The sequence below is a fragment of the Paractinoplanes hotanensis genome, assembly GCF_023717965.1.
Classification (GTDB): domain Bacteria; phylum Actinomycetota; class Actinomycetes; order Mycobacteriales; family Micromonosporaceae; genus Actinoplanes; species Actinoplanes polyasparticus.
Map to the genome: position 1 here is coordinate 52,961 of NZ_JAMQOL010000038.1, position 24,401 is coordinate 77,361.

General features: G+C 71.2%; 19 protein-coding genes. 11 read left to right on the top strand and 8 right to left on the bottom strand.

Going from position 1 to position 24,401, the window contains the following annotated elements; genetic code table 11:
- Window positions 1-31: 31 nt before the first annotated feature.
- Both LXN57_RS26455 and LXN57_RS26460 read right to left on the bottom strand, forming a co-directional pair.
- Complete coding sequence (locus LXN57_RS26455; protein WP_251800921.1) at window positions 32-1,276, bottom strand: sensor histidine kinase; 1,245 nt, start codon at window positions 1,274-1,276, stop codon at window positions 32-34.
- Entirely contained in the window at window positions 1,273-1,947 is a 675-nt protein-coding gene (locus tag LXN57_RS26460; RefSeq protein ID WP_251800922.1) for a response regulator transcription factor, read from the bottom strand. Before LXN57_RS26460 ends, LXN57_RS26455 begins: the two co-directional genes overlap by 4 nt.
- 73 nt (window positions 1,948-2,020) lie before the next feature.
- Between LXN57_RS26460 and LXN57_RS26465 the strand changes: the two genes are divergently transcribed.
- From LXN57_RS26465 to LXN57_RS26475, 3 genes are read left to right on the top strand one after another with little or no spacing between them, the layout of a single operon-like run.
- On the top strand, window positions 2,021-2,734 hold the full coding sequence (locus LXN57_RS26465; protein WP_251800923.1) for an AfsR/SARP family transcriptional regulator: 714 nt from the start codon (window positions 2,021-2,023) through the stop codon (window positions 2,732-2,734).
- Between the two features lie 29 nt (window positions 2,735-2,763).
- Window positions 2,764-3,030 (top strand): helix-turn-helix domain-containing protein, encoded by a 267-nt coding sequence (locus LXN57_RS26470; RefSeq protein WP_251801068.1) that lies wholly within the window; start codon window positions 2,764-2,766, stop codon window positions 3,028-3,030.
- Window positions 2,948-3,607, top strand: coding sequence for a response regulator transcription factor (locus LXN57_RS26475; protein ID WP_251800924.1), 660 nt, complete (start codon window positions 2,948-2,950; stop codon window positions 3,605-3,607). The genes LXN57_RS26470 and LXN57_RS26475 overlap by 83 nt, the downstream gene beginning before the upstream one ends.
- On the opposite strand, the gene LXN57_RS26480 is transcribed toward LXN57_RS26475, so the two are convergent.
- Genes LXN57_RS26480 through LXN57_RS26490 form a run of 3 tightly spaced genes read right to left on the bottom strand, consistent with a single transcriptional unit; the run spans window position 3,589 to window position 8,866 of the window.
- Window positions 3,589-4,089, bottom strand: a complete 501-nt coding sequence (locus tag LXN57_RS26480) for an Imm1 family immunity protein (RefSeq protein ID WP_251800925.1) — start codon at window positions 4,087-4,089, stop codon at window positions 3,589-3,591. The genes LXN57_RS26475 and LXN57_RS26480 overlap by 19 nt on opposite strands.
- On the bottom strand, window positions 4,089-7,832 hold the full coding sequence (locus LXN57_RS26485; RefSeq protein ID WP_251800926.1) for a DddA-like double-stranded DNA deaminase toxin: 3,744 nt from the start codon (window positions 7,830-7,832) through the stop codon (window positions 4,089-4,091). Before LXN57_RS26485 ends, LXN57_RS26480 begins: the two co-directional genes overlap by 1 nt.
- The gene (locus LXN57_RS26490) at window positions 7,829-8,866 is read right to left on the bottom strand and encodes a hypothetical protein (RefSeq protein ID WP_251800927.1); all 1,038 of its coding nucleotides are present in this window, start codon (window positions 8,864-8,866) and stop codon (window positions 7,829-7,831) included. The genes LXN57_RS26485 and LXN57_RS26490 overlap by 4 nt, the downstream gene beginning before the upstream one ends.
- 161 nt (window positions 8,867-9,027) lie before the next feature.
- On the opposite strand from LXN57_RS26490, the gene LXN57_RS26495 reads away from it, so the two are divergent.
- Complete coding sequence (locus LXN57_RS26495; protein ID WP_251800928.1) at window positions 9,028-11,553, top strand: glycoside hydrolase family 16 protein; 2,526 nt, start codon at window positions 9,028-9,030, stop codon at window positions 11,551-11,553.
- 435 nt (window positions 11,554-11,988) lie between these two features.
- On the opposite strand, the gene LXN57_RS26500 is transcribed toward LXN57_RS26495, so the two are convergent.
- Window positions 11,989-12,900, bottom strand: a complete 912-nt coding sequence (locus LXN57_RS26500) for an NAD(P)/FAD-dependent oxidoreductase (RefSeq protein WP_251800929.1) — start codon at window positions 12,898-12,900, stop codon at window positions 11,989-11,991.
- Window positions 12,901-12,988: 88 nt separating this feature from the next.
- Here LXN57_RS26500 and LXN57_RS26505 point away from each other — a divergent pair, with 88 nt between their 5' ends.
- Window positions 12,989-13,876 (top strand): AraC family transcriptional regulator, encoded by an 888-nt coding sequence (locus tag LXN57_RS26505; RefSeq protein WP_251801069.1) that lies wholly within the window; start codon window positions 12,989-12,991, stop codon window positions 13,874-13,876.
- A 169-nt stretch (window positions 13,877-14,045) separates the two neighbouring features.
- Here the strand turns inward: LXN57_RS26505 and LXN57_RS26510 are convergent, their stop codons facing one another.
- Window positions 14,046-14,945 (bottom strand): pyridoxamine 5'-phosphate oxidase family protein, encoded by a 900-nt coding sequence (locus LXN57_RS26510; protein WP_251800930.1) that lies wholly within the window; start codon window positions 14,943-14,945, stop codon window positions 14,046-14,048.
- Between the two features lie 300 nt (window positions 14,946-15,245).
- Between LXN57_RS26510 and LXN57_RS26515 the strand changes: the two genes are divergently transcribed.
- The 5 genes from LXN57_RS26515 to LXN57_RS26535 all read left to right on the top strand — a co-directional run bounded on the left by LXN57_RS26515 (window position 15,246) and on the right by LXN57_RS26535 (window position 22,261).
- A complete protein-coding gene (locus LXN57_RS26515) occupies window positions 15,246-16,652 on the top strand; it encodes a glycoside hydrolase family 43 protein (RefSeq protein ID WP_251800931.1) in 1,407 nt (468 codons plus the stop codon).
- Between the two features lie 430 nt (window positions 16,653-17,082).
- Window positions 17,083-18,159: a molybdopterin-dependent oxidoreductase gene (locus LXN57_RS26520; protein WP_251800932.1), complete on the top strand. Its 1,077-nt coding sequence runs from the start codon at window positions 17,083-17,085 to the stop codon at window positions 18,157-18,159.
- Window positions 18,156-20,291, top strand: a complete 2,136-nt coding sequence (locus tag LXN57_RS26525; protein WP_251800933.1) for an NAD(P)/FAD-dependent oxidoreductase — start codon at window positions 18,156-18,158, stop codon at window positions 20,289-20,291. Before LXN57_RS26520 ends, LXN57_RS26525 begins: the two co-directional genes overlap by 4 nt.
- Window positions 20,292-20,401: 110 nt before the next feature.
- The gene (locus LXN57_RS26530; RefSeq protein WP_251800934.1) at window positions 20,402-21,718 is read left to right on the top strand and encodes a hypothetical protein; all 1,317 of its coding nucleotides are present in this window, start codon (window positions 20,402-20,404) and stop codon (window positions 21,716-21,718) included.
- Window positions 21,719-21,817: 99 nt separating this feature from the next.
- Window positions 21,818-22,261, top strand: a complete 444-nt coding sequence (locus LXN57_RS26535; protein ID WP_251800935.1) for a GNAT family N-acetyltransferase — start codon at window positions 21,818-21,820, stop codon at window positions 22,259-22,261.
- 125 nt (window positions 22,262-22,386) lie between these two features.
- Here LXN57_RS26535 and LXN57_RS26540 read toward each other — a convergent pair whose 3' ends face one another.
- Entirely contained in the window at window positions 22,387-23,415 is a 1,029-nt protein-coding gene (locus LXN57_RS26540) for a sensor histidine kinase (protein WP_438872917.1), read from the bottom strand.
- Between LXN57_RS26540 and LXN57_RS26545 the strand changes: the two genes are divergently transcribed.
- On the top strand, window positions 23,365-24,354 hold the full coding sequence (locus LXN57_RS26545; protein WP_251800936.1) for a glycoside hydrolase family 32 protein: 990 nt from the start codon (window positions 23,365-23,367) through the stop codon (window positions 24,352-24,354). The two genes, LXN57_RS26540 and LXN57_RS26545, sit on opposite strands and share 51 nt — an antisense overlap.
- The last annotated feature ends 47 nt before the right edge of the window (window positions 24,355-24,401 follow it).

Consider the following 24,401-nt stretch of genomic DNA (forward strand, 5'->3'; position numbering starts at 1 on the left):
CTACATCTTCGGTCCACATGCGATACAGAATTCATCCAGCGTCCGCGGGCAGGGCAAGCTCGAAGATCGCCCCGCCCTCCTCGGCGTTGTAGACCCGCAGCACCCCGCCGTGGGCCTCGGCGACCCAGCGGACGATCGACAGCCCGAGCCCGCTGGAGCCGCCGGTGCTGTGGAACCGGTCGAAGGCGGCGTCGGCCAGCTCCGGGTCGATCCCCGGCCCGTGGTCGGCCACCATCACCCGCCCGCCGGCTACCGTGATGTGCACGATCGCCGCCTGTCCGGGCACTCTGCCGTGCCGTAGCGCGTTGTCGAGCAGGTTGCCGATGGCCCGGCGTACCAGGGCGGCGTCGGCCACGACCCGGCTCGGGGCGGTGGTCACCGTCACCTGGGCGCCCTCGGCCGGTGTCTCGTCGACGACGGTGCTGACCAGCTGGTCGAGCCAGACCGGCTCGCGTTCCAGGGTCTGTACGCCGGCCGCCAGCCGGGCCCGGATCAGCACCCCGTCGATGATCGTGCCCATCCGCTGGGCCAGTTCGACCGTACGAGGCAGCAGCTCGGCCCGGTGCCCGGGATTGAGCAGGGCCGCCTCGGCCAGCGCGCGCAGCGCCGCCACCGGGGTCCGCAGGTCGTGCGCAGTGTCAGCCAGCAGCACTTCCTGCTGCTCCAAGGCCGCCGCGACCGGGCGCAACGCGCGTGCGGCGAGCAACCGTCCGGCCACCCCGATCACGACCAGCAGCAGAGCGCCGCCGGCCACCAGCACGAGGATCGTCTGCCGGTGAGCAGCGGCGGCCGGGGCCGCATCGGCCACCGCGACCACCGCGCCGATGGCCTGCTGGTCCGGCTGCCGGAACGGCTCGGCCACCAACCGGATCGGCCGCCCGTCCTCGGCGACGGCCGAGACCCAGGTCAGCCGGCCGGACGCGGTGGCCCGCTCGGCGGCCGAGGTCAGCACGACCGGGTCGACCGGCACGCACTCGTGGCGGCTGAAGTGGCCGCCGAACCGCACGGCCGCGCCCGGCAGCACGGCGAACTGCGGGCACGACTCCTCCAGGGGATCGCGCAGGACGGCGGCTGTGGTGACTGTGCCGTCGTACCGGACCAGCCGCGAGACCGTCGAGGTGACCCGGCGCAGCTCGGCGTCGATCTCGGCGTCGCGCCGCGCGGCGTCGGAGCGGACCAGCAGCGTGCCCAGCACGACGATCCCGGCCGCGCCGGCCAGCAGCGACCACAGGGTGATCCAGCGGGGCAGCGTGCGCAGCCGGGCCGACGCGTTCACGATTCGGCCTCCGAGGCGAAACGGTAACCCCGGCCCCGTACGGTGTGCACCACCGTCGGCTCACCGAGCTTGGCCCGCAACCGCCGCACCACGGCGTCGACCACGTTGGACATCGGATCGGTGCTGGTGTCCCAGCAGTGGTCGATCAGCTCGGTCCGGCTCACCGCCTGCCCCGGCCGGCTCATCAGGTGCTCGAGGACGGCGAACTCCTTGGCGGTCAGCCCGAGCAGCACCCCGGCCCGGCGGGCCTGCCGCCGCGGGCCGTTCACTTCGAGGTCGGCGTGACGCAGCACGGCGGGCCGGGCCGCGCCGCCGCGGCGGACGAGATTGCCGACCCGGGCCACCAGCTCGGCCATCGCGAACGGCTTGACCAGGTAGTCGTCGGCGCCGTGCTCGAACCCGGCCACCACGTCGGCCACCGTGTCCCGCGCGGTCAGGAACAGCACCGGCGTCGTCCAGCCGGCCCGGCGCCGTCGGCCCACGTAACCGGCCGCGTCGCCGTCGGGCAGCATCCGATCGAACACCACGCAGTCCGGCGCGCCGGACGTCAGCTCGGCGTCCGCCCCGGCCAGGCTGCCCGCGCCACGCACGTCGACCCCGCCGCGGGCCAGTTCGGCCGTCACCGCGAGCCGCAAATTCTCGTCGTCCTCGACGACCAGCACCCGTGTCATCGGATCCTCATGTGTCTCGATGGATTGTCATGCCGACGGCCACCATAGAGGCCGGCGCGACGGGGGTGGGTCCATGTTGTTCCACGTGCTCGGGCCGATCGAGGTGCACGCCGCGGGGGTGCACCGGGCGGTCGGCGGCAAGCCGGGGACCGTGCTGGCCACGCTGCTGCTGCACCGCGCGTGGGTCAGCCTCGACCAGCTGGCCGATGTGGTGTGGCCGCACGGGGGAACGCCGCCGTCGGCGGTGGCCAACCTCCGCACGTACGTCTGGCAGGTACGCCGGGCGTTGCCGGAGCCGGGGCGGGTGGAGCGCCGGGGGGACGCGTACCGCCTGCTCCCGGCGCCGCACGAGGTGGACGCCGACTGTGCCGCCCGGGCCGGGGTGGAGGCGGCCCGGGCGGCCGACGCGGCCTGGGCGCTGTCCCGGCTGGACGAGGCGCTGCAGTGGTGGCGGGGCCGCGCGTACCCGGGCCTGGCCGCCGCCTCGGCCGCCGCCGACCAGCTCGACGAGCTCCGGCTCGACCTGCGTGAGCTGCGCGCGGCCCGCCTGCTCGAACTCGGCCGGGGCGCCGAGGCGGTGGCCGAGCTGCGCCGGGTCACCGGGGACGCTCCGCTGCGCGAGGAAGCGTGGGCGGGGCTGGTGCGGGCGCTGGCCCTGACCGGCCGCCGCACCGATTCGCTGCTCGCGTACCGCCGGGCGGCCGACCTGCTCACCCTGGAACTCAACGTCCCGCCGGGACCGGAGCTGCGGGCGGCCCGGGCCGCCGTGCTCACGGCGGTGTCCTGACCATGGACGAGGACGAGCGCGTCGGGCAGATGCTCGGCCTGCTGGCCACCGGCCTGACCGACGAGTCGGTGGCGGCCCGCCTCGGCGTGTCCGAGCGGACGGTTCGCCGCACGATGGCCGCGGTCATGGCCCGGCTGGGCGCGCGGAGCCGGTTCCAAGCCGGCCTGATCGCCGCCCGCCAGGGGCTGACCCCACCGGCTACGGTGTGTGGCTGTGCGGGTGCTGATCATCGAGGACGACGTCAATCTGCTGCTGGCGCTGGACGTGGCGTTGCGGGGAGCGGGCTTCGCGGTTGACACCGCGGCCGATCTGCCCGATGTGGACGAGCTGCTGAGCGTCCACGCGTACGACTGCGCGGTCGTCGACCGGATGCTGCCGGCCGGCGACGCCCTCGACTACGTGGCGGCCCGCCGCCGCACCGGCTGGCGCGTGCCGGTGCTGTTCCTGACCGGCCGCAGCGTTCCGGCCGAACGGGTGGCCGGCCTGGTTTGGGGCGACGACTACCTGGGCAAACCGTTCGCCCTGCCCGAGCTGCTGGCCCGCGTGGGCAGCCTGTGCCGCCGCGGCCCGGCCCCACCCGAGGCCACCACTGTCCGTCATTCCGGCGTCGAGGTGGACAGCGGCCGCTACGAGGCCCGCCGCGACGGCCGCCTGCTCGAACTGACCGGCAAGGAGTTCGCCGTGCTGGAGGCGCTGGTGGCCGCGGGCGGTGATCCGGTGGAGCGGTCGGCCCTGGTCGTGGCCGGCTGGGACGAACTGGTCCCGCCGGCCTCCAACGTCCTCGACGTGGTGGTCGCCCAGCTGCGCCGCAAACTGGGCGACCCGCCGATCCTGCACACCGTGCGCGGGATCGGCTACCACCTGGGCGCCTGACGCTCGTCCAGGCGCTCCCCGTTGAGGTCGCCGCGCACCCACCGCACGCTCTGCGGCCGGTCACCGGTGCCGCTGCGGCAGAACTCCTCCAGGGCCGCCCGGATGTCCGCGATCGGCAAGGTGCTGCGCCGGTCGTAGCAGACGGGAGCGCCCGGATCCGACAGGACGACCGGGTCCGTCTCCGGCGGATCCGGATTGTCAGTCACCCAGCAGTACGCGTCCTTGGCGTCTCCGGACCGGTCGGCCCGCGCGGGCGTGACGTGCCAGGTCAGCCCGCCGTAGCCGGTCGCCGGGTTGACCCCGACCTGGAGGACGTTGTCCAGCCACCAGTCGCGGGTCTCGGCGGTGTGCCGCCGGTCGGCGAAGGAGAACGCGGTCGAGGCGTTCACCGGCCCGCCCCGCAGCACCATCGCGATGAGCTCGGCCATCTCGGCCCGCTCGGTCGCGTAGTGGTAGTCCGACCCGATCCGGATGTGCAACATCATTTCCCCTCGAACGGCTCGGCTTTGGTGGGGCCCGGGTACCACACCTGTAGGATGTACCCCTGCCGCAGAAGCAGCGGAACGGCCACGTCACAGCTGTACATGCCCGTGCACGGGCCGCCAGCATTGTTGATGACCACCACTGCTCCGACGCGTCCAGTGTTGCGCATCCACGTGGCGACCTTGGACTCCACATGGGAGCCCTGGGGGTAGACGCTCCCTGCAGGGATCGGATCGATCGCCTTCCGGTTGGCCGCCGCCCGGAGAAGGTTCTCGACGTCGCCGGAGAGCGGCTGCTCGAAACCGCTGATCACCCGATGGAAGGTCGTTCCACCGATGGGAGCTCCCGCCGGGTCGAAGATCAACCCGACAGTCCTGCCGTTGTCGGCGCGCTTGGGGAGTTCGTCGAGGGCCGCTTTGACCCAGGGCGGTGGGCACTTCGGCTGGCAGGCCTTGTTGCTTTCGGCCTCGGCTCGTAGCCGGGTCAGGTCTCCCTGGGCGGTGAGGAACCGGTTGACGAAGTCGACGAGTTTGGGCAGGAAGTCGGCGAGCTCCAGGATGAACCGAGCGGCCTTGGGCAGCGGCAGGTTCTTGGCGATGGCCCACAGGCAGGCTTCGACGTCCTGGTTCTCGACGCAGCGCTCGAAGTCCTCCTTGGCGATCACCTCCGCGATGAAGGCGCCGCCCTCGTTGACGATGAAACCCCAGATGCCGCCCTCGACGAGCTTGGCTGCGTCCTCGTACGTCCGCCGGTCTGCTTCCCCGAGGTGGGGAAGAACCTGATCGCCGGGTGGCCCGGGATCCTGAGTCGGGTACGCCAGCAGACGCACCTGGTAACGCCGGACGTCCTCCTCGGCCGCGAAGGCTGCCTTCTGGGCGTCGATGGCGTGCTGCAACGCCTGCTCGGCGGAGACCGCCGCGTTGTCCGCGGACTTCCGGGCAGCCGCCGCGGCCCGCTGCGCCTCCGCCGCCCAGGTCTCCGCGGTGGTCGCGTAGGTCCGCGCCGAGGCGGCGTCGCTCTCAGCGGCCCGCGCGTCGGTGGCGGCCCGGTTCGCGTCGGTCCGGGCGTCAGCGGCCGATCTTCCGGCGATGGCGGCATCGGCCGCCGCCGCTGAGGCCGCGTCCCGAGCCAGCCTGGCGTCGGCCTTGGCCTGGGCGTCGGCCTCGGCTGCACCAGCCGCTGCCGCCCGCGCGGCGGCGCCTTCCCGCGCCGCCTCGGCGGCCGACTTCTTGGCCTCAGCAGCGGAGGCTGCCGCGGCCGAGGCCGATCGGGCCGCGGCGGCGGCGGCCTCGAACGCCTCCTTCACGTCCTCGTTCGCATCGACAGCGGCCTGCGCCGCCCGGTCCGCCGCCGTCAGCGCCTCGTCCGCCCGCCGCTGGGCCGCGGCGGCCTGCTCGGCGCCGATCACCCGCGCCTCGGCCGCCACCGCGACGACGAAGTCGGCGTCGAGGTCGGCCGTCGTGAACGGACTGACCATGCCCAGGGCTGCGTTGTACGGCTCGGCTATGCCGGCCGACGACGCCCGGGCCGCCGTGGCCGCCGACACCGCGATGTCGGCCTGGGCCGACGCCGCGACCGCCTCGGTGGTGGCCGCCTCCGCCTCCTGCTGGGTGCGCTGCGCGGCCCACAGCGCCTGCACCGCTTCGGCCTGCGCCTGCTCGGCCAGGCGGACCGCGGCCCGGGCGGCCTCGGCCGCCTTCGTCTGCTGCGCGGTGGCTTCGGCGGCCCGCGCATCGGCCTGCAGCCGGGCCTGGTGCGTGGCCGCGGCCTCGGCCTCGGCCTTCCCGGCCGCGGCGTCGGCCCGGCGGGCCGACGCTCCGGCCTCCTCGGCGGCGGCCCAGGCCCGGTCAGCGGCCCGCGCCGCCTCGGTCGACGCGGCGCGGGCGTTGGCCGCGGCCCCGGTGGCCGTGTTGGCCGCCGCCCGCGCGGTCCGGGCCGCGGCCACCGCCGTCTCGGCGTCCCGAGCCGCCTGATCCGCCTGCCGGCGGGCTTCCGTCGCGGCGTCGCCGCTGAGACCGGCGGCCACCTGGGCGAGAACCTGAGCCCGGGTGACCTGGGCCTGTGACTTGTGTTCGGCGGCGTAGGCGGCGTCCCGGGCCGCCTTGGCCGCCCGCTCCTTCGCTTTCGCGGTCTGTTCGGCCGCGGCGGCGGCCGCGGCGGCCTGCTGGTCCCGCTGGGCGGCGGCCGCGGCGATCTCGTTCTGAGTCTGGGCCGTGCGGCGCGCGGCGGCGGCCACGGCGGCCTGGTCCGCGGCCTTCTTGCGCTGGTCGGCCGCGGTCTGGCGTTCCTGCTCGGCGATCACCCGCTGGTCCCGGGCGATCTCCGCCTCGGCCTGGGCGGTGACCCGGTGCTGCCGGGTGCGTTCGGCCGCCGCGCGGGCCTGGGCCTCGGCCGCCTGGGCCTGCTCCCGGGCCGTCCTGGCCCGGGCGGCGGCGGTCTTGGCCGCTTGCGCCTGGGCCGTCGCCGCGGCGGCCAGTCCGGCCGCCGCGGCGGCGTGCTCGCGGGCGTGCTCCTTCCACGTGGCGGCTCGCCGCTCGTGCGCCTCGGCCCGGTCGGCTGCGGTCTGCGCGTTGTTGGTGGCGATGGTGGCGTCGACCGCGTGGGCCGCGGTCGTGGCCGCACCGACCGCCGCGACGGCGGCCTGGTGCATGCCCCGGACGATCAGCGACCACTCGGCGCCGTAGTCCAGGCCGGTCTCGACCAGCGTGTCTGCCGCCGTGACGGCGGCCGCGGCCGCCGCCTGAGCGCGCTGGGCTGCCTGCTGGGCCGCGGTGAGCTGCGCTGCCGTCTCGTTCCGGGCCGCGGTGAGCTGGGTGCCCTTCTCGGTGCTGGTGCCGCCGCCGGCCAGAATCCGCTCGGCCGAGCGGGCCGCGTTGGCCGCACCGGCCATCGCGTTGGCCGCGCGCTGCAGTTCGCGAACCGCGTTGCCGTGGGCCACCAACAGGTGCCGGCGGGCCTCGGCCGCTCGGGCCGCCCGCTGAGCCAGGTCGGTCAGCTCCTCGGCGGCCTTGGTGCGAGCCTCCAGATCGGCCAGGTACTGCTCGCGAGCGGCCGCGTCGGCCTGGGCCGCGGTCAGGTAACCGCCGTTCCAGAACGCGGCCACGGCGCTGTCGTCACCGGCCAGCGCGGCTCCGGCCGCTCGCTTCATCTCCGAGCCGTCGGCCGCGGCGGCCGCCACGGCGACCAGCCGCTCGCGTAGCACCCGGCGCCGGTCGCTCTCGGCTGTGGCGGTCTGCCCGTCCCGCGTACGGGCAATGTCGGCGCCGTAGGCGAGGAAGGCCGCGCGGTCGCCGTCGGTGCCCTTCAGCACCCGGGTGACCTCGGCATTGAAGTAGCCGCCGGGCGTCCCGGTGCCGGCCAGGGCCCGGATCGCCTCGGTGTTGCGCTGCGCCGTCGCCTTCTGCCGGTCCTGGATCTGCTTCTCGAGCGGCTTGTGCGTCTCGTACAGGTAACGCTCGATCGCCCCGGGCTCGGTCGAGGCCAAGGCGGCTGTCGCGGCCGCACGGAGTTCCGGCTCCGGGTTGAGCTCGGCGATGTCGGCCACGAGGTCGCGCAGGAACGCGTTGTCGGGGAAGGTGACGCCGGTCGTGCCGTCCCACTGGCCGGTCTCCAGCGGCGGCACCTCGAGGGCCGCCTCGGCCGGGGTCCGAGCCGGCGCGGCCGTCGCCGGTGCGGCCGGTGCCACCAGCAGTCCGGTGGCGATCAGGAGGGCGGCGCCGAACGCGCCGAGGTGGCGTCTCATGCCGCACCGCCGGTTGTCCGCTGCTGGCCGGCGAGCGCCTCGGCCAGCAGATCCGACCAGTACGCGGCCTGGGCGGCAGCCTGCTCGCGCTCAGTCGCCCACGACTCGGCCGTCGTGCCGGCGCTGCCGAGGATGACGTTCCAGTTCAGCCCGGTGGCGCCGCCGGCCGCGGCAGCGACCTCGTGCCAGCCGGCGGCCTGCTCCTCGGCCACCCGCTGAGCGTCGGCCCACACCACCCGGGGTGATGCGGTCTGAGCGGCCACCTCACCCCAGGCCCGGGCGGCCACCGCGCGGGCCTGCTCGGCGGCCTCACCCGCCAGCTCCCGGGCCTGTGCCTCGGCGGTCTGGGCCGCGGTGAGCAGACCGGCGACGCCGGCCCGCCAGCGCATGTCCTCGTCGGTCACCCGGATCCGGAACGCCTCCAGGTCGAGCGCGGCCGCGTTGGACCAGTCGTAGGCGAAGAACTCGACCAGGTCGGCGTCGGTGGCGGCCGGCCGCAGGGCGTACGTGGCCGCGGCCCGCACCTGGGGGCCGGGGTCGGTGTCGCGCAGCAGCACCACGAAGTCGCGGTCGAACTGCTCGAGCGCGGCTGCCTGCGTGCCGGTGGCCTCGCGGGCCTGGCGGTCACGGGCCTTGGCCGCGGCGTATCCGGTGCGGGCGAACGCCTCCCGGGCCGCCGCGCCCCCGTCGAGGGCGTACTGCGCGGCCGCGTGGACTTCCGGCGCGAATTCGGCGGTGTGCGTGGCCAGGACGCGCAGACAGAAGTCGGTGTTGCGGGCGTCATTCAGGGCGGCGCGCTTCTTGGCGTACGGAAAACCGGATTCGATGAAACGGGTGACTGCCGCCTCCACATTGGTGCTGACGAGTGCGCCCCAGGCGGCCGCGCGCACCGACGATTGCGGGTAGTAGAGGGTGACTGTGCGGGTCATCGACCAGTTCGCCGAGTGCTGGTCGACGGCCGCCGCGGGTGCCGCGAGGCCCGTACTCAGCACGAGGGCCGCCGTCACGATCAGAATTCGCATTCTCGGTTTCATCGCACTCTCCACAGCAGACGACGAGATGGCGGCGACAGCCAAACATCGATGCCCGCGCGAATTCCGGAAATGGCCGGAAGCGGCCATCGGGCCCGTTCCGGCGCTGGACCGGAAATGTATCGGCGTCGTTATAACCGAACTCGCCGACTCCAGGAGGAATGATGAGATCGTCGAGAACGAGACGAATGGCGGCCGCCGTGGTCGCCTCGATGACAGCTCTGGTCACCGCCGTGGTCATCGGGACCACCACCACGGCGGCGAGCGCAGCCGACGGGCTCGAGTCCTCGCTGGAGGACCGGGTCCGTGCGGCCGCCGTGGTGGGCGAGGTCGCCCCGGACGACTGGCTGGTGCTGGGGGAGCGCGACTTCGTCTTCAAGATCTGGGAGTACGCCCAGGACCTGTCCGAGGTCCGCGGCGCGGCCGAGCTGGCCCTGGTCAACTGCACCACCGCGTCGTTCGTGCAGTGCACGGTGTTCATCGAGTCGGGCATCCACGACGCCAAGGCCCGCGACGTGGCCGACCAGGTGCGCGACGCGACCGCCGCCCGCGAGGCGCGGCAGATCCGGCAGCAGGCGCTGATGATGCTGGAGATCGCGGTGACGCCGGAGCTTCTGCTGCTGCCCGACCGCGACTTCGTGTTCGCCGTCTACCAGCGTGCCACCGGCGAGCGGGTGCGGGCGGCGGCGCTGACCGCGTTCGGCGGCACCGCCCAGCAGCAGCGCGACTTCATCACCACCGGCGTCGTCCAGGCCCGCGAGCAGGACCGCATCGCTGAGATCGAGGCCGACCAGGAGCGCACCGAGGCCGAGCGGCAGGCGCTCATCGGGCGCGAGGCCCGCAAGCGGGCGGCGGCCGTGCTCGGGTTCGTGGCGACCGAGGCCCAGTTGGTGATCAGCGACGAGAACTTCGTTCGCTGGGTGTGGAACACGGCGGCCGAGCCGACCGAGGTCTACGCGGCTGCCATGGCCGCGTTGCGCAGTGCCGACCCGGCCGCGTGGAAGACGTTCATCCACGCCGGGATCCACGAGGCCGACCATCGCGACCTGGAAGCCGCCTTGCGCAAGAAGGGCGAACAGGACCGGCGCCGAGTCAGCGCGATCGAGGCAGCGGCCGAGGCGGCGGGGAAGACCAACCTGGCCCGGGCCGCTCGCGCCGCGCTGGCCGGTTCGGACACCGACGTGGACTACTTCCTGCGGGTCGGCCAGTACCAGGTCTCCGACAACGAATGCGCGAACCCGGTGCTGGGCACTGATACGTCTGGGTGGGGCACGCTGAGCAGCAGCCTGACCGCGACCCGGCGGGCCGCCACCGGGCACCCGGCCGCGCAGTGGGAGTTCGCCGTGGCCAACGGCAGCGCGACCACGGCTGGCATCTACCTGCCCCAGCAGCGGGTGCTGCCCGGGTCGGTCTGGGATGTCGGTACCGACGTGCGGACGCCGGACGACCCGGCCCGGGCCCGGATGGAGATCGACTGGTACAACGCCGCGAACACCTACCTGGGTCACACCAACGGCGGGTACCTGCCGGTCGGCGGCACTGCCGCCTTCACCCGGATCTCCGGGCGGTTCACGGTTCCGGCCGCCGCGGTCCGCGCCAACGTGTTGCTGCGGGCCACCGATCTGGCCACCGGCGGTCTGTTCGCCACCACGGCCTGCGCCTACAAGAGCAATCCGACCCCGGACGTGCAGGTGACCGGCGTACCCGGGAACGGGACCGGAACGCTCAGCTGGACCACGACCCGCACCGACATCGTGGACTGGAACGTCGGGCGGGACGGCACGGACACCCGCAACAACGGGCCGTGGGCGACCGACGTGGCGGCCGGCGTGCGCAGCCAGCAGTTCAACCTGCTGCGCAACGACGCGACGTACTCGTTCATCCTGATTCCGCGCACTGCGGCCGGCCCGCTGACCCCGGTGAGTGTGAGCGTCACGCCCAGCCTCAACCCGCCGCCGGTCGACGGGGGCGGTGGAACCGGCGACGGCGTCGAGGCGGCGGTCCGCAACGGGTGGGGCACGCCGCTGGCCCAGTACAGCGACGAGTTCGGTTACACCGGGCGGCCGGATCCGGCCAAGTGGAGCGACGCCGACGAGTGCTGGTCCAACCCGCACGCGTCCGGCGGTCAGCGCTGCGCCAGCGCCACCACGGTCGACGGCAGCAAGCTGGTGATGACCGGCGCCGCCAACGGCACGACGGGCTGGCTGCAGAACGATCGGAAGACCAAGTACGGCCGGTGGGAGGCCCGGGTCCGGTCGCGCAACACCGCTTCGAGCAACGGCCGGACGTACCACCCGCTGCTCATCGTCTGGCCGGACGGCGACAAGTGGCCCGAGGAGGGTGAGTACGACTTCCTGGAGAACAGCGCGCCCGGTGCGGCCTGTGCCGTCGCCTTCCTGCACTATCCGGTGACCAGCGGAAAGACGCAGCAGGAGAAGGCCGAGGAGCGCAACTGCGGGGCGCCGCTGAGCGAGTGGCACAACGTCGCATTCGAGTGGACGGCCGACCACGTGCGTGGCTTCATCGACGGGGTCGAGTGGTTCCGTTACTCGGGCGGGGCGAGCGGGACCCGCAAGGCCATGCAGGCGATGGCGTCCGGACATCTGACGATCCAGCTGGACAACTTCGACGGCACGAACATGACCCCGGCGGTTTACGAGGCCGACTGGGTCCGCGTCTACTCGGTGTGAGTCCTGGCCTCGGCTCTTCAGGCGAGGTGGCGGGTATCGAGGATGACCACGGAAAGGCGCACCCGACCTGCAAAAATGTGGCTGTCCAGACCGCGTCCATTGCAGAACTTGGTGCGTCTTTCTGGTCTCGGTGAGCAGGCGCCGGAGACTGATGCTGCTGCGGACCCGACTCTGGCGGACGGCCGGCTAGTGATGGCGTTTCAGGCGTGGGTGAATGTGGAGCCGGCCGCTTCACGCTTTCCAGTCGGCCCGTGGTGCCTGCAAACGACGGCCAAGGGGGCGGGGCGGCTCGGTGCGCCCCGGTTGCGGGTGGTCCGGGCGAGTGGGCGGGTCAGGAGTCGCGACGTCGCTGCGAAGGGCGGCAGCAGCGACGACGAACACCCTCGGGCGGTTACTCGAGGGTGTTCGCGCAGGTTCCGGAAAGCCTGGTCGTGGTCAGTTGCCGGCTGAGAGCAGCACGGCGGCGCTTGCTCCGGCCAGATAGCCGGAGGCGACCGCGGCCGCCATGGACGGCGGGACGGAGGTGGCCGCGTCACCGGCAGCGAAGAGACCAGGGACCCCGGTCCGGAACATCCGGTCGACGGCTATCGCCTCCGCTCCAAGGTGGTCGCCCGACATCGTGACCGTCGCACCGAGGTCCTGCGCCAGGGTCGACCGCTGGTACAGAAAGGCCTTGACCAGCATGGCGGAGACCGCGAGATCCGCGCCGTCGGCGAAGACGACGGCGCTCAGGCGGGAACCTTCGCCCGTGAGCTGAGCCAGCGGTCGGACATCCCACTTGACTCCGGCGCCGGCCAGCTGGGTCTGCTCGGCCTCGGACAGATCAGAGCCATTGGTCAGCAAGGTGATGTCACCCGTGTAGGCACGCAGGTTCAGGGCGCCATGCACTCCGACAGCTCCGGACGCCAGCACAGCCGTGGGCCGGTCTCGCATCTCCCAGCCATGGCAGAACGGGCAATGGAACACGTCTCGGCCCCACCGTTCGGACAGGCCGGGGATCCGGGGGTGCCGGTAGTCCATGCCTGGTGCGAGCAGGGCAGTGCGTGCGGACTCCGAGCGGCCATCGGCGAGGGTGACCGAGAAGGTGCCGTCCTCGTGACGCTCGGCCCGCTCGACGTGCCCGTTGATGATCTCGGCCGACGGGTATCCGGCGAGTTCCGCGCGGCCCGTCGAGTAGTAGTCGGCGGGCGGCCGGCCATCGTGCCCGAGCAGACCACCGATGGTGGGAGCGCTCAGGTTGCTCTGTTGTCCGGAATCCACCACCAGGATCGAGCGGCGCGCTCGGGCGAGCGTCAGACTGGCGCTGAGGCCTGCCGAACCGGCCCCGATGACAAGGCAATCTCTCATCGCTCCACTGAACCGCTGTTCCGGTCGTCCGGAAATGCTGCGATGCCGCACGATCTTGCGCGCCGGTAGCATGGCTCCGGTGGACGCGATGAGTCAGGCGATCGCGGCGTTGCGGGTGGGCCGCGGCACCGTGCGGCGTTTCCGGCAGTCCGGCACCTGGGGTCTGAGCTACACCGGGCTCACCGGTAGTGGCTTCCACCTGGTCCTGCACGGCACCGGCTGGCTGCTCCCGGAGGCGGGGCCGGCGATCGAACTCTCGGCGGGCGACGTTGTGCTCATCACCTCCGGCGCCGACCACGGACTCGCTTCCGAGCCACGACCACTACGCGGACTCGCGCCGGTCGAGTTGGGCGATCTCGAGCCCGATCCCGCACCGGCCGACTTCGAATTCCTCTGCGGGGCCTACCGCCTGCCGCCTGGCCTCGGGGTGCACCCGTACCTGACGGTTCTGCCCGATCCGATCGTGGTCCGCCCCCTCCACGGGGACGACTCCGTGGCTGCTCTCCTCGATCGGCAACAGTCGGCGGGCCTGGTGGTCGAGGCCACCCGCCACGCCTTGCTGGACCTCGTGCTGGCGGACGCCTTGCGCCGGTGGCTGGCGACGGCGGAATGGCCCGCGACCCGTGACCCGAAGGTCACCGCGGCCATCAGCGCCATCGACGCCAGTCCGGACACCCGCTGGACGGTCCAGGATCTGAGCCGTGCGGCCGGCATGTCCCGCGCCACGTTCACCCGGCGCTTCACGTCGGCCGTCGGCCACCCCCCGGCGTCGTATCTGCTGGCCCACCGTCTGAGGCGTGCTGCCCTGCTGCTCCGGGAGACCGACGCGCCCGTCGCCGCGATCGCTCGCCGTACGGGATACCTCACCGAGGCTGCGCTGGCTCACGCTTTCCGCCGCGAATTCGGCATCGCCCCCGGCGCCTTCCGCCGCGCACAACGAGGCGCTGACGCCGAGCCCGCGAAGGAGCTGATGTGATCATGATGTGGCCGCTGGTCGCCATGCCGCCGGCCGTGCTCACTGTGCGCCGTTGGATGGCCGGCATGCACACCGCCATGGACGGCCACAACAGAAGGGAAAGGCCGGCCGACGTGTCACACCGGCCGGCCTCCGTACGACCCTCATCTTTGGACAGCGCCGCCGGGCATCATGGGGTCGATCGGCCGGATCGCGCCGCGGCACGAATCATCCGGTAGGCCGGCCACGGAATCGCGGGGCGGGTGAGGCCCCGGCGATCCAGATAGCGGTTGGTCGTACCGCGCAGGTTGCGCATGGTCCGGAGCAGATCGGCCGGGCCGCCGCCCAGCCGCCCGGCTGGTTCGATCAACCGAGACGGGCGCAGCAGCCCCTCGTCGTCCAGCGAACCCACGACCACCGCGTTATGGATGTTGTCGAGCCGGTCGTCGTGTCGATGCACGAGAAGGCTGCCCGGACCAGTCATGTCTGGGAACCGCGCCGGCGCGGCGACCTGATAGCCGTTCGCCGTGCTGGTCACCGTGGTGCGCATGAGCGTGGGCGCCCCGCTGGCGTCACAGGCGGCGAGCACCGCCGTCGGATAGGCGGACAGGACCGAGGAGCCGATGATGCCGTTGTCCTGCGGCGCTGCCGGTTCCGGCAGTTCGTTGACGGTGACTTCGGTCGGCGTCACCTTGATGAGCAGACGCATGAAGTAGAAATCGATGAACCGGTTGACCGGCCAGTCGAGGTACCGCTGGCTGCCGGGCTGCCGGCTCAGTATCATCGACCAGAATCGGCCCAGATCCCCGGTTGGTTCGGTGTGAATCTGGGCAGCGCAGGTGGCCGTTCCCCGCACGAGAATCTGCGACGGCCGGTCCAGAGCACTGGCCGTCGGGTCCGAGAACAGCAGCGCCACCCGCTCGTCGCGACGGACGTTGAACGCCTTCTGGGGGTACCCGAGCGACGTGGTCAGCAGGAAGTCGCCATCGGCGGTGCGGATGCCGGACGTGGGCCACGCGATCGGCGTGCCGTCTTTGCCGAGAGTAGCGAACTCACACGTGCGGTAAGCATCGATGATCTGGGGGAGCATGATCGACGAACATAGCCGAGCCAGGGCTCAGCATGATCGTCGGCGGACACGAATCTCGAAACTCTGCGCTGGCCGTCAATGAATTTCCCTTACGGACAACGTGGTGAGTCCAGGTTTGGCCGGACCCGCGGCTGAGCCCCGTGCAGTGATTTCTCGTCCTAGGGTCATGATCGACGTTGCCTGACGGCCCGTCGGAGCTCTCTGCTCGATCTGATCAAGGCGAGGACCTTCCGTGAACCGGGTTGGCCCTCCCTCCGTTGTGGGGGTGGAGCCTCGCCCGCAGTCCCTTCTGGAGGATCCGTGCTGCTGCAAAGGATCGTGTCTCGGAGCCGTCCGTGGGTGGCGCTCGTCGCCGTTCTCGGCCTGATCCTCGCCGTCCCCTGCCCGGCGCAGGCCGCGACCGGAAGCTTCCGGAATCCGATCGGCACCGGTCCTGACCCGACGATGACGTACTTCGACGGCGCCTACTACCTGGCGATGACCGAGGGTGACGCGATCCGCATCAGGCGCGCACCGAGCGTGGCCGGTCTGCTGACCGCTTCAGCGGTGCAGGTCTGGAGCGACAGCAACCCGTCACGCAATCAGCACCTGTGGGCTCCGGAGCTGTTCCATAGCGGCGGCCGCTGGTACCTCTACTACACCGCGGACGACGGGGTGGACGAGAACCATCGGCTCTACGTGCTGGAGTCCGACGGTGACGACCCACTCGGTCCCTATCGCTTCAAGGCCCGGCTGGTCCCGCCCAACCGCGACGTGTTCGCCATCGACCCGGGCATCATGCAGCACAACGGCCGGCTCTACCTGACATGGAGCGGCCGGAACGAGTTCCAGCACAACGGCATCAGCATCGCGCCGATGTCCGATCCGTGGACGGTGTCGGGCAACGCGGTCAGCATCGACGCGGATGGTCACTGCCCCGAGGTGCGGGAAGGCCCGGCGTTCCTCCACAGCGGCGGCCGCACGTGGATGACCTACTCGGTCTGTGACACCGGCAAGCCCGACTACGGCATCTGGATGATGAGCGTGGCGTCCGGCGCTGACCCGCTGAATCGGGCGAACTGGACCCAGCACGACGGCAATCGCTTTCCCCGGCAGGATGCGCGTGGGGTTTTCGGCCCCGGCCATCACGGGTTTTTCGCCAGCCCGGACGGCAGCGAGACGTGGATCGTCTACCACGCCAAGACCACCAGTGTCTTCACCTACACCAACCGCACCACGCGCGTTCAACGCATTTCCTTCCAGGCTGACGGAACTCCTGACCTGGGCGCGCCGCTGGCCGTCGGCGCGACCCACGATCTGCCGTCCGGTGACCCCGGCCCGTCACCGACCTGGATCAACGACACCACCGTGAGCTACGCCGGCATCTGGAACGCGGACACCAGTTGCGCCGCCCAGTGCTTCTTCGGCGACCAGCACTGGAGCGACGAGACCGGGGCGACCGCGACATACACCTTCACCGGGACCCGGATCACCCTGCTGTCCGTCCGCGATCCAGCCAGTGGCATTGCGGCGATCAGCATCGACAACGGCGCCGAGCGGCGCGTCGACCTCTACGGTGCCCTCCGCGTCGGTGAGGTCGTCAACTATCGCTCGCCACAGCTCTCATACGGCACTCACACCCTCCGGGTCCGTGTCACCGGAGCCAAGAACGCGGCTGCCACGGGCCCGCGCATCACCATTGATCGCGCCGAAGTGTCCAGCGCCTGAGTAAAGGGGTGGGGTCCCCGCCTGCGCCAACGGACAACCGGCGGCACGGAAAGTCAACGGGTGTGTCCAACGCCCGGCTGAGCAGGGAAACCGTAAGAAGTTGATAAGCACGGAGCAGGCGGTCCGATCAGTTGATTGGAATAGCCTGCGATACGCAGGCACCGAATCGATGCGGCCCCTTCATCCAGGTCGCGCGAGTGCCATTTGCCATGATTCGAAACACGTCTTGGGGTTGAGAACGGTCATGACTGTCGATGGTGCCGAACAGCCGCGCTCGACGGCTGACGAGAGGGCCACTGCGTCAGCGTGGCGCCGGCGCGCAGGGCGGGTGGTGGCGTGGCTGAACGCACCGGTGCCCCCGCCGCCTGAGGTGCTGCGCCGGGGCCCGCTGCGGGAGGACGCCTTTCCGTCGCGACTGAGGACGACACGGTTGAGCAGTCAGCTGGGGATCGCGCTCGCCGTGAGCTTCGGCGTGTGCTTCCTGACCGGTCTGATCAGTCACTTCGTCCAGCATCCGGGGACGTGGTTCTGGTGGCCGTCGCGGCCGGTGTGGCTTTATCAGGCGACCCAGGGCATCCACGTGGCGACCGGGCTGGCGACGATTCCGCTCCTGGGCGGCAAGCTGTGGTCGGTCTACCCGCGGCTGTTCGCGTGGCCGCCATTCCGCTCCAAGGCGGAGCTCGCTGAGCGGGCCGGGGTCGCAGTGCTCGTCGCCTCGTCGTTGTTCCTGTTGTTCAGCGGAATCCTGAACGTCGCGCGGTGGTACGGGCCGATGCCGTTCTTCTTCACCACCGCCCACTATCGTGTGGCCTGGCTGGCCGTGGGCGCTCTGATCGTGCACATCGCCGTGAAACTGCCGGTCATCCGGGACGCGTTGAACCGGCCGGTGCGTGACGGCCTGCAGATGTCGCGACGCGGTCTGCTCGCCGCGGTAGGCGCCGCGGCCGGTGTGATCACCCTCTCGACCGTGGGGCAGACCGTCGCGCCGTTGTCGCCGATCTCGGTGCTCGCTCCACGCCGTCCGGAGAACGGCCCTCAGGGGCTGCCGGTGAACACCACGGCCGCGTCGGCGGGAGTGCGCGACGCGGCGCTGAGCCCGGACTATCGGCTGGTCGTCGTCGGACCGGAACGCCAGGTCGCGCTGACCTTGGACGAACTGCGAGCGCTGCCACAGCACGCAGCGGTGCTGCCGATCTCCTGCGTCGAGGGGTGGAGCGCCGTGGGCACATGGTCCGGTGTGCGTCTCAAAGACCTGGCCGAGTTGGTCGGCGTCGACCCGGAACACGCGGAGGCAGAAGTGGAATCGCTACAGGCCGTGAGCCGTTATCGCACTTCAACCGTGGCCGGCCCGCACCTCCGTGATCCACTGACCCTGATCGCGCTGCGGTTACGGGGCGAGGATCTGCACCCCGATCACGGGTACCCGGCACGGCTGATCGCTCCCAACCGCCCCGGCGTCATGCAGACGAAGTGGGTCGGCAAGGTCACAGTACGGGACGTGCGATGAGACGAATCCTGATCGCGATCGGCGTGGCAATGATGGCCTACGCGGCATTCGGCGCGGTGATCGACGACGTGAACCTGGTCGGGGTTCCCATCTTCCTGGCCGCCGTCCTGGTACTGAACGACGGCATCATCCTTCCGCTGGTGATCGCGACGGGTGCGCTCGTCCAACGGGTGGCTCCGCGGGCTTGGCAGGGCTGGGCGCGGGCGGCCGCGATCATCAGCGTCAGCGTGACGATCGTGGCTCTTCCGCTCGTGCTCGGCTTCGGTCGCTCGGCGGCCAACCCGTCGGTGCTGCCCCGTTCGTACGGACGGGGCCTGCTTCTCGTCCTCACCCTGATCTGGTTGGCAGCCCTGGCGCGCGGTTTGGCGCGGCGAGGCAACCCGGCGAGGACGGCCGGCGTGCTGACCGGCCTGGGTGTCGGTGTGGCTGTCGCCGTGATCGAGCAGGCGCAGGGCGGCATGGCCGCAGCCACCGCAGATCTGACGCCGGGCAGCGCCGCAACCATCACGGTGACGGTCATCGGCGGTGGTCTGATCGGGTCCGTCCTGAGATATCGGCCGGGCCGCCTGCTCAGCCTGGTCACGACCGGTGTGCTGGCCGGACTGTTGTGGTGGGCGGTCGAATGGCTGACGGTCCTGCCCCTGCTGTCCGGCAACCAGGTGTCCTGGTCGCTCGGCGACGCTCAAGCGTCGTTCGGTTTCCTGGTCGGCACCATGATCCAGGGCGGCGTGACCGCCGGGCTGATTGCCGCCGTGAGTGTGCTCCGGCCCGTACGGGCGGCGGCCGCACCGGCGGCGCCGGAGGAGAACAGGCCACGGGTGGTGATCGTCGGTGGGGGATTCGCCGGGGTCGCCGTGGCCCGCCGGCTGCAACGACGCCGCTCGGCCCGGGCCGATGCGCCGGATGTCCTGCTCATCAGCGACAGCAACTACCAGTTGTTCACTCCGATGCTCGCCGGGGTGGCCGCCGGGACCCTCAGCCAGCAGCACATCGGAGCACCGCTACGGGCCGGCCTGCGGAGCACCAGGATCTTGCATGCCACCGTGGAGTCGGTGGACATGAGCGGACGTCAGATCACCGTTCAGCCCGAAGCCGGCGCGGCCGTCACGATGGGATACGACCATCTGGTACTCGCGGTGGGTTCGGTTCCGGACTACCGCGGCTTGGCCGGACTCGATCGGAATGCCTTCACCCTGAAGTCGCTGACCGACGCGACGCGCCTCCGTGAGCATGTTCTGCGACAACTGGAGCTGGCAGACGGCGAGCGCGACGGCGTCCGGCGGCGCCGGCTGCTGACGGTGATGGTGGCCGGGGGTGGCTTCGCCGGGACGGAACTTATCGCGGAGCTCCGTGACCTGGTTCACTCGGTTCGCCGGTTCTTCCCGCGGCTGGACCCCGAGGAACTGCGTTTCGTGCTGCTCCACAGCCAGGACCGCATCCTCCCGGAACTCGACGAGCGGCTGGCCGCCCACGCGCTGGACCGCCTGCGGGCCAAGGGCATCGAGGTCCGGCTCAACTCTCGGCTCACCGGGGTCGATGCCGACCAGGCCACTCTGGACGACGGCACGACGATCGCCACGAGCACGGTGGTGTGGACAGCCGGCAACTCCCCGAGCCCGTTGGTCCGTGAGCTCGGGTTCGACCTCGAACGAGGAGCCATTGCCTGCGAGGCCACGATGCAGGTGCGGGGGCGGAGCGAGGTGTGGGCACTCGGCGACTGTGCCGCCGTGCCCGACCTCGCCCGGCCGGGAGAATACCTGCCGCCGACGGCCCAGCATGCGTCGCGGGAAGGTGCCGCGGTCGCGGACAACATCCTCGCGGTGCTCGACGGTCGCATGGCGACACCGTTCCGCTTCCGTACGATCGCATTGCTCGTCGCTCTGGGGCACCAGGACGGTGCGGTGCAGGTCGGCCGATGGCTGCTGTCCGGCCGGCTGGCCTGGGCGCTGTGGCGCGGGGTGTACCTCACCAAGCTGCCCGGTCTGGAGAAACGCGTCCGGGTCAGCATCGACTGGCTGCTCGACCTGTTCTTCCCCCGAGACGTCATTCTCACCGAACCCCGTCGCGGCCGGGCGCCGCGGGACCGACAGGAGAGCATGGCCTCCGTGAGCGCGGGAGACGACACACGATGATTTCTTCGACAGCAGCCGTGGTCAGGCGCGGTGCGATCGCCGGTCTGGTCGGGGGGTTCGGATCCGGTCTTCCCCTCTACCACTTCGGCCTCCTTCCGACGGTGTCCGGCATGCGGTCGGCCACCGCAGGCCTGGTCGTCCACCTCGTGGTCGCGGTCGTTCTCGGCGGTGTGTTCGGTGTTCTGCTGCGTCGTCGTGGCACCGAGCCGGCCCAGGTCGTGTTCTGGGGGCTCGTCTACGGAACCTTCCAGTGGTACCTCGAGGCGCTGACAGTCCGGCCCCTGCTGCAGGGCGCGTCGATCGGGTGGGGCATCGACGCTGCCCGGGCCGCGCTGCCCGCGCTGCTCGGCGACCTGCTCTACGGCATGATCACCGCCGTGGTCTTCGTGCTGCTCCAGGAGCCACCCACCATGGCGGAGAGCAAACGGCGGATCGCCGGCTGGTCGGCGGTTCTGCTGCGTGGTGTCGTGTCGGGCGCGGCGGCCGCAGGACTGCTGACGGTGGCTCTGGGGGAGTCCTTCACCTCGATCGCATCCGGGGGCGGCGGCGTGCTCATCCTCGGGGCGGCGACCGGCCTCGGCTATGTGCTGCTCCACCCAGGGGGACCGGCCGGGACGGGTCCGGCCGCAGCCCGCGGCGCCGGGCTCGGGTTCATGGTCTGGGTCGTTCTGCCGGTCACTTTGACGCCGGTGCTCTCGGGGCGAGAGCTGCCCTGGTCGGCCGACCAGATCCGGGGCCTTTTTCCAGCGTTGCCGGGCTGCCTGCTGCTCGGCGTCCTGGCCGCGGTCCTCGCCACCTGGCTCAGTGGTCTGCGGCGGACGTTGTTCGCCGACCCGGCCGAACGCGCCGACGAGGACAGCCTGGCCGTTCGGACGACCCGGGCTCTCGTGCGCGGTGCGGTCGGCGGGGTGGCCGGTGGCCTCCTGTTCACCGTGATCATGGCCCAGATCGGATACTTCGACACGGTCGCCCAGCTCGTCGGGTCGGCCAGCACCGGCGTGGGAGTGGTCGTACATCTGCTCATCTCGGTGGTCCTCGGCGCGTCGTACGGCCTGTTCTTCCGTGGGCAGAGCGATGAACTTGCGGCCGGGATCGGCTGGGGCATCTCCTGGGGTTTCCTGTGGTGGATCCTGGGTGCTCTGACGATCCTGCCGGTGTGGCTCGGTGGCTCACCGCAATGGACCGCAGCCGCAGCCGCCGCGGCGTTCCCCAGCTTGATCGGCCATCTCTGCTACGGAAGCGCGCTGGGAGCAATTCTCTACACCCTCGAGGCCAACGACCACCCCTGGTGGATCCGGCCCGACGCGCCGCTTTCCGTCGGCGAGCGGCTGTCTCGCCGCCGCACCGAACTGGCCGGCTCCGCCCCGCCGGTGTGGGCCGCGATCGCTCTGGTGACCGTCACCTTGACCGTGGTCCTCGCACCGTGATTCCAGCCGGCATGGCCGCCATCCCCTTGCCCGCCGGCGTTGCCTCGATGACGTCTGGTACTCGACGAGTGCATCGGCCCCCGTGACAAGATGGACGGCGTGAGCGATGTGCTGCGCCGGGCTCGTGTCGAGGACCTTCCCTTGATGTGGCGGGGCGAAGCCGCTTACATGAAGCAGATCGAACCGGGGCATGAGGCCGGATGGGTTGCCGCGGCCGACCGGAACCTGGCCGGTTGGATCGCGGGCCTGGAGCGCACGCTGATCCTCGAGGCCGACGGCGAGCCGGCGGGCTACGCGGCGTGGGCTGTCACCGACGGCCGGGCGGTGCTGACCACGATCCACGTCTTCGCCGCGTTTCGGCGCGGTGGGCGCGGGGGCGCACTTCTTCAGGCGTACGTGAACGACGCCCACACCTTCGGGCACAAGGCTCTGGCGCTGGCGGTCCTCCGCGGCAACCCGGCCGAAACGCTGTACGTCCGGTACGGCTTCGAGCACACCCACGACGACGGTCGGTACAAGCATTACGCGCTCACATTGACGTGACCGAGGCCTGGATCCGGGCGTACGGGATCGCCTGAATCTCTGCGACAGTGCCCGGGGAAATCCTGCAGCCGCTCGCTGTGGAAGTCACAGTCGGGTAGTCGGTCCGCTTGGGTGATGGCCCGGAGCTACTCCACGGCTGAGGCCGTTGCCGCGGGCAGGCGAATTTCGAAGCGACACCCGCCGGTGACGTTGCGGACGCCGACGTGGCCGCCGTGGGCCTCGATCAGGCCGCGCACGATGGCCAGCCCGAGCCCGCCGCCCTTGGTCGACGGTGTGCGCCCGTGTTCCCCCCGGAACGCGACGTCGAAGATGCGGTTCAGGTCGTGCTCGGGGATGCCGCCGCAGGTGTCGGAAACGGACAGCCACACGCTGTCGCGATCGTGGCCGGCGGCGATGTGCACGGTCCCGTCGGCCGGGGTGTAGTGGATCGAGTTGATCAGCAGGTTCTGGACCACCCGGGCCAGTTCGGGCTCGCCGGCGTGGACGACCGGCCAGCCGGTCTCGGCGGCGAGCACGGTGATGCGGCGGCTGGTGGCGAGAGCGGCCACGCCCGCGATCGCGTCGGAGACCACGTCGTACAGCGGGACGGCGGTGGGTACAAGACGCAGGGCGCCCGCGTTGATGCGGGACAACTCGAAGAGGTCGTCGACCAATTGGGTCATCCGGTCGGTCTCGACGCGGATGCGGCGGTGATAGTCGGCCGTTGTCACAGGGTCGGACACGACTCCGTCCTCCAAGGCTTCGGCCATCGCGCGCAGGCCTGCCAGAGGCGTACGAAGATCATGCGAGACCCAGGCGACCAGCTTGCGTCGCCCCGCCTCGAGCCGGCGCTCGCGTGCCCGGTCCGTCCGCGCCCGCACCGCGGCGACGGCCAGCCGTCGGCCGGCGAGTCCACCCACCACGAGGCTGACCAGTGCTGACACGGCCACCGTGGCCAGTACGACACGACGTCTGTGGCCGGCCAGCATCATCGTCAGCGCAACCACGCCGACCCAGGCGATCAGGGCCAATACGGCCGCGACAAGCAAGGCGCTGTACATCAGCAGGGACCGGGTGCGGAGCAGCCGCAGGACAACGGTGCCGGCGCCGGCGACCCCAAGGTCGTGTGGGACGGCGATCGCGGCCGGTGGTTCATGGCCAACGCTGAAGGGCACAAACTGGGCTTCTACACATCCTCGGACCTGACGTCATGGCAGCACGTCGGCCATTTCGAGCGCACCGATCTCGGGCTTCTGGAGTGCCCCGACATCTTCCGCATGACCGCCGACGACGGCACCCGGCACTGGGTCCTGGCTACGAGCGCCAACGGCAAGAGCCGAGGGTTGCCCGCGACGTACGCCTACTGGACCGGTGCCTTCGACGGCAGCTCCTTCACCCCCGACCACCCGGAGCCGGAATGGCTCGACCACGGCTTCGACTTCTACGGAGCAGTCACGTATCCCGATCACACAGCATCAGGAGCGGAGAACGATTCCCTCCGCCACGCGATCGGCTGGGCCAACTTCTGGGACTACCCACACAACACCCCGACCCTCGCCACCGACCGGTACAACGGCGACGACATGATCGTGCGAGACCTCCGGCTCAAGCACGCAAACGGAAGCTACTACCTCGCCTCCGCCCCGACCGCTGCCCTCGAAAAGTACGCCCGCCGCTCCCACCAGCTCGGCGACGTGCCGGTCACGGACGTGCTCGACCTGGACGTCACCGCGCCGGCGTACGACCTGACGTGTGAGCTCGTGTGGGACCCTGCCGCTCCTCCGGCCAACGCGGGATTTGAGATCTGTCGAGCGCCCGGCGGTGGCCGTCACGTGGCCGCTGGTCTCTACCTGCGCGGACCCTTCGCCTACGTCAACCGACGCCCCACGATCAACCCGACCGGAGGCGAGAGCCGAACACCGATCGACCCCTCGACCGGCAGGCTCTCCATCCGGATCCTGGTGGACCACACCAGCGTCGAGATGTTTCTCGGAGACGGACGCGTCGTGCACTCGCACCGGGTCTTCCCTCTGGAGAGCGACAACCACATCCGCCTCTACGCCCACGAGGGCGCCGCCATCTTCCGAAACCTGACAATCCGCGAGATCGCGTAAGCATCGGGTCCACCGCCCGGCCGGTTTGGGTGGCAGCAGCGGCGACC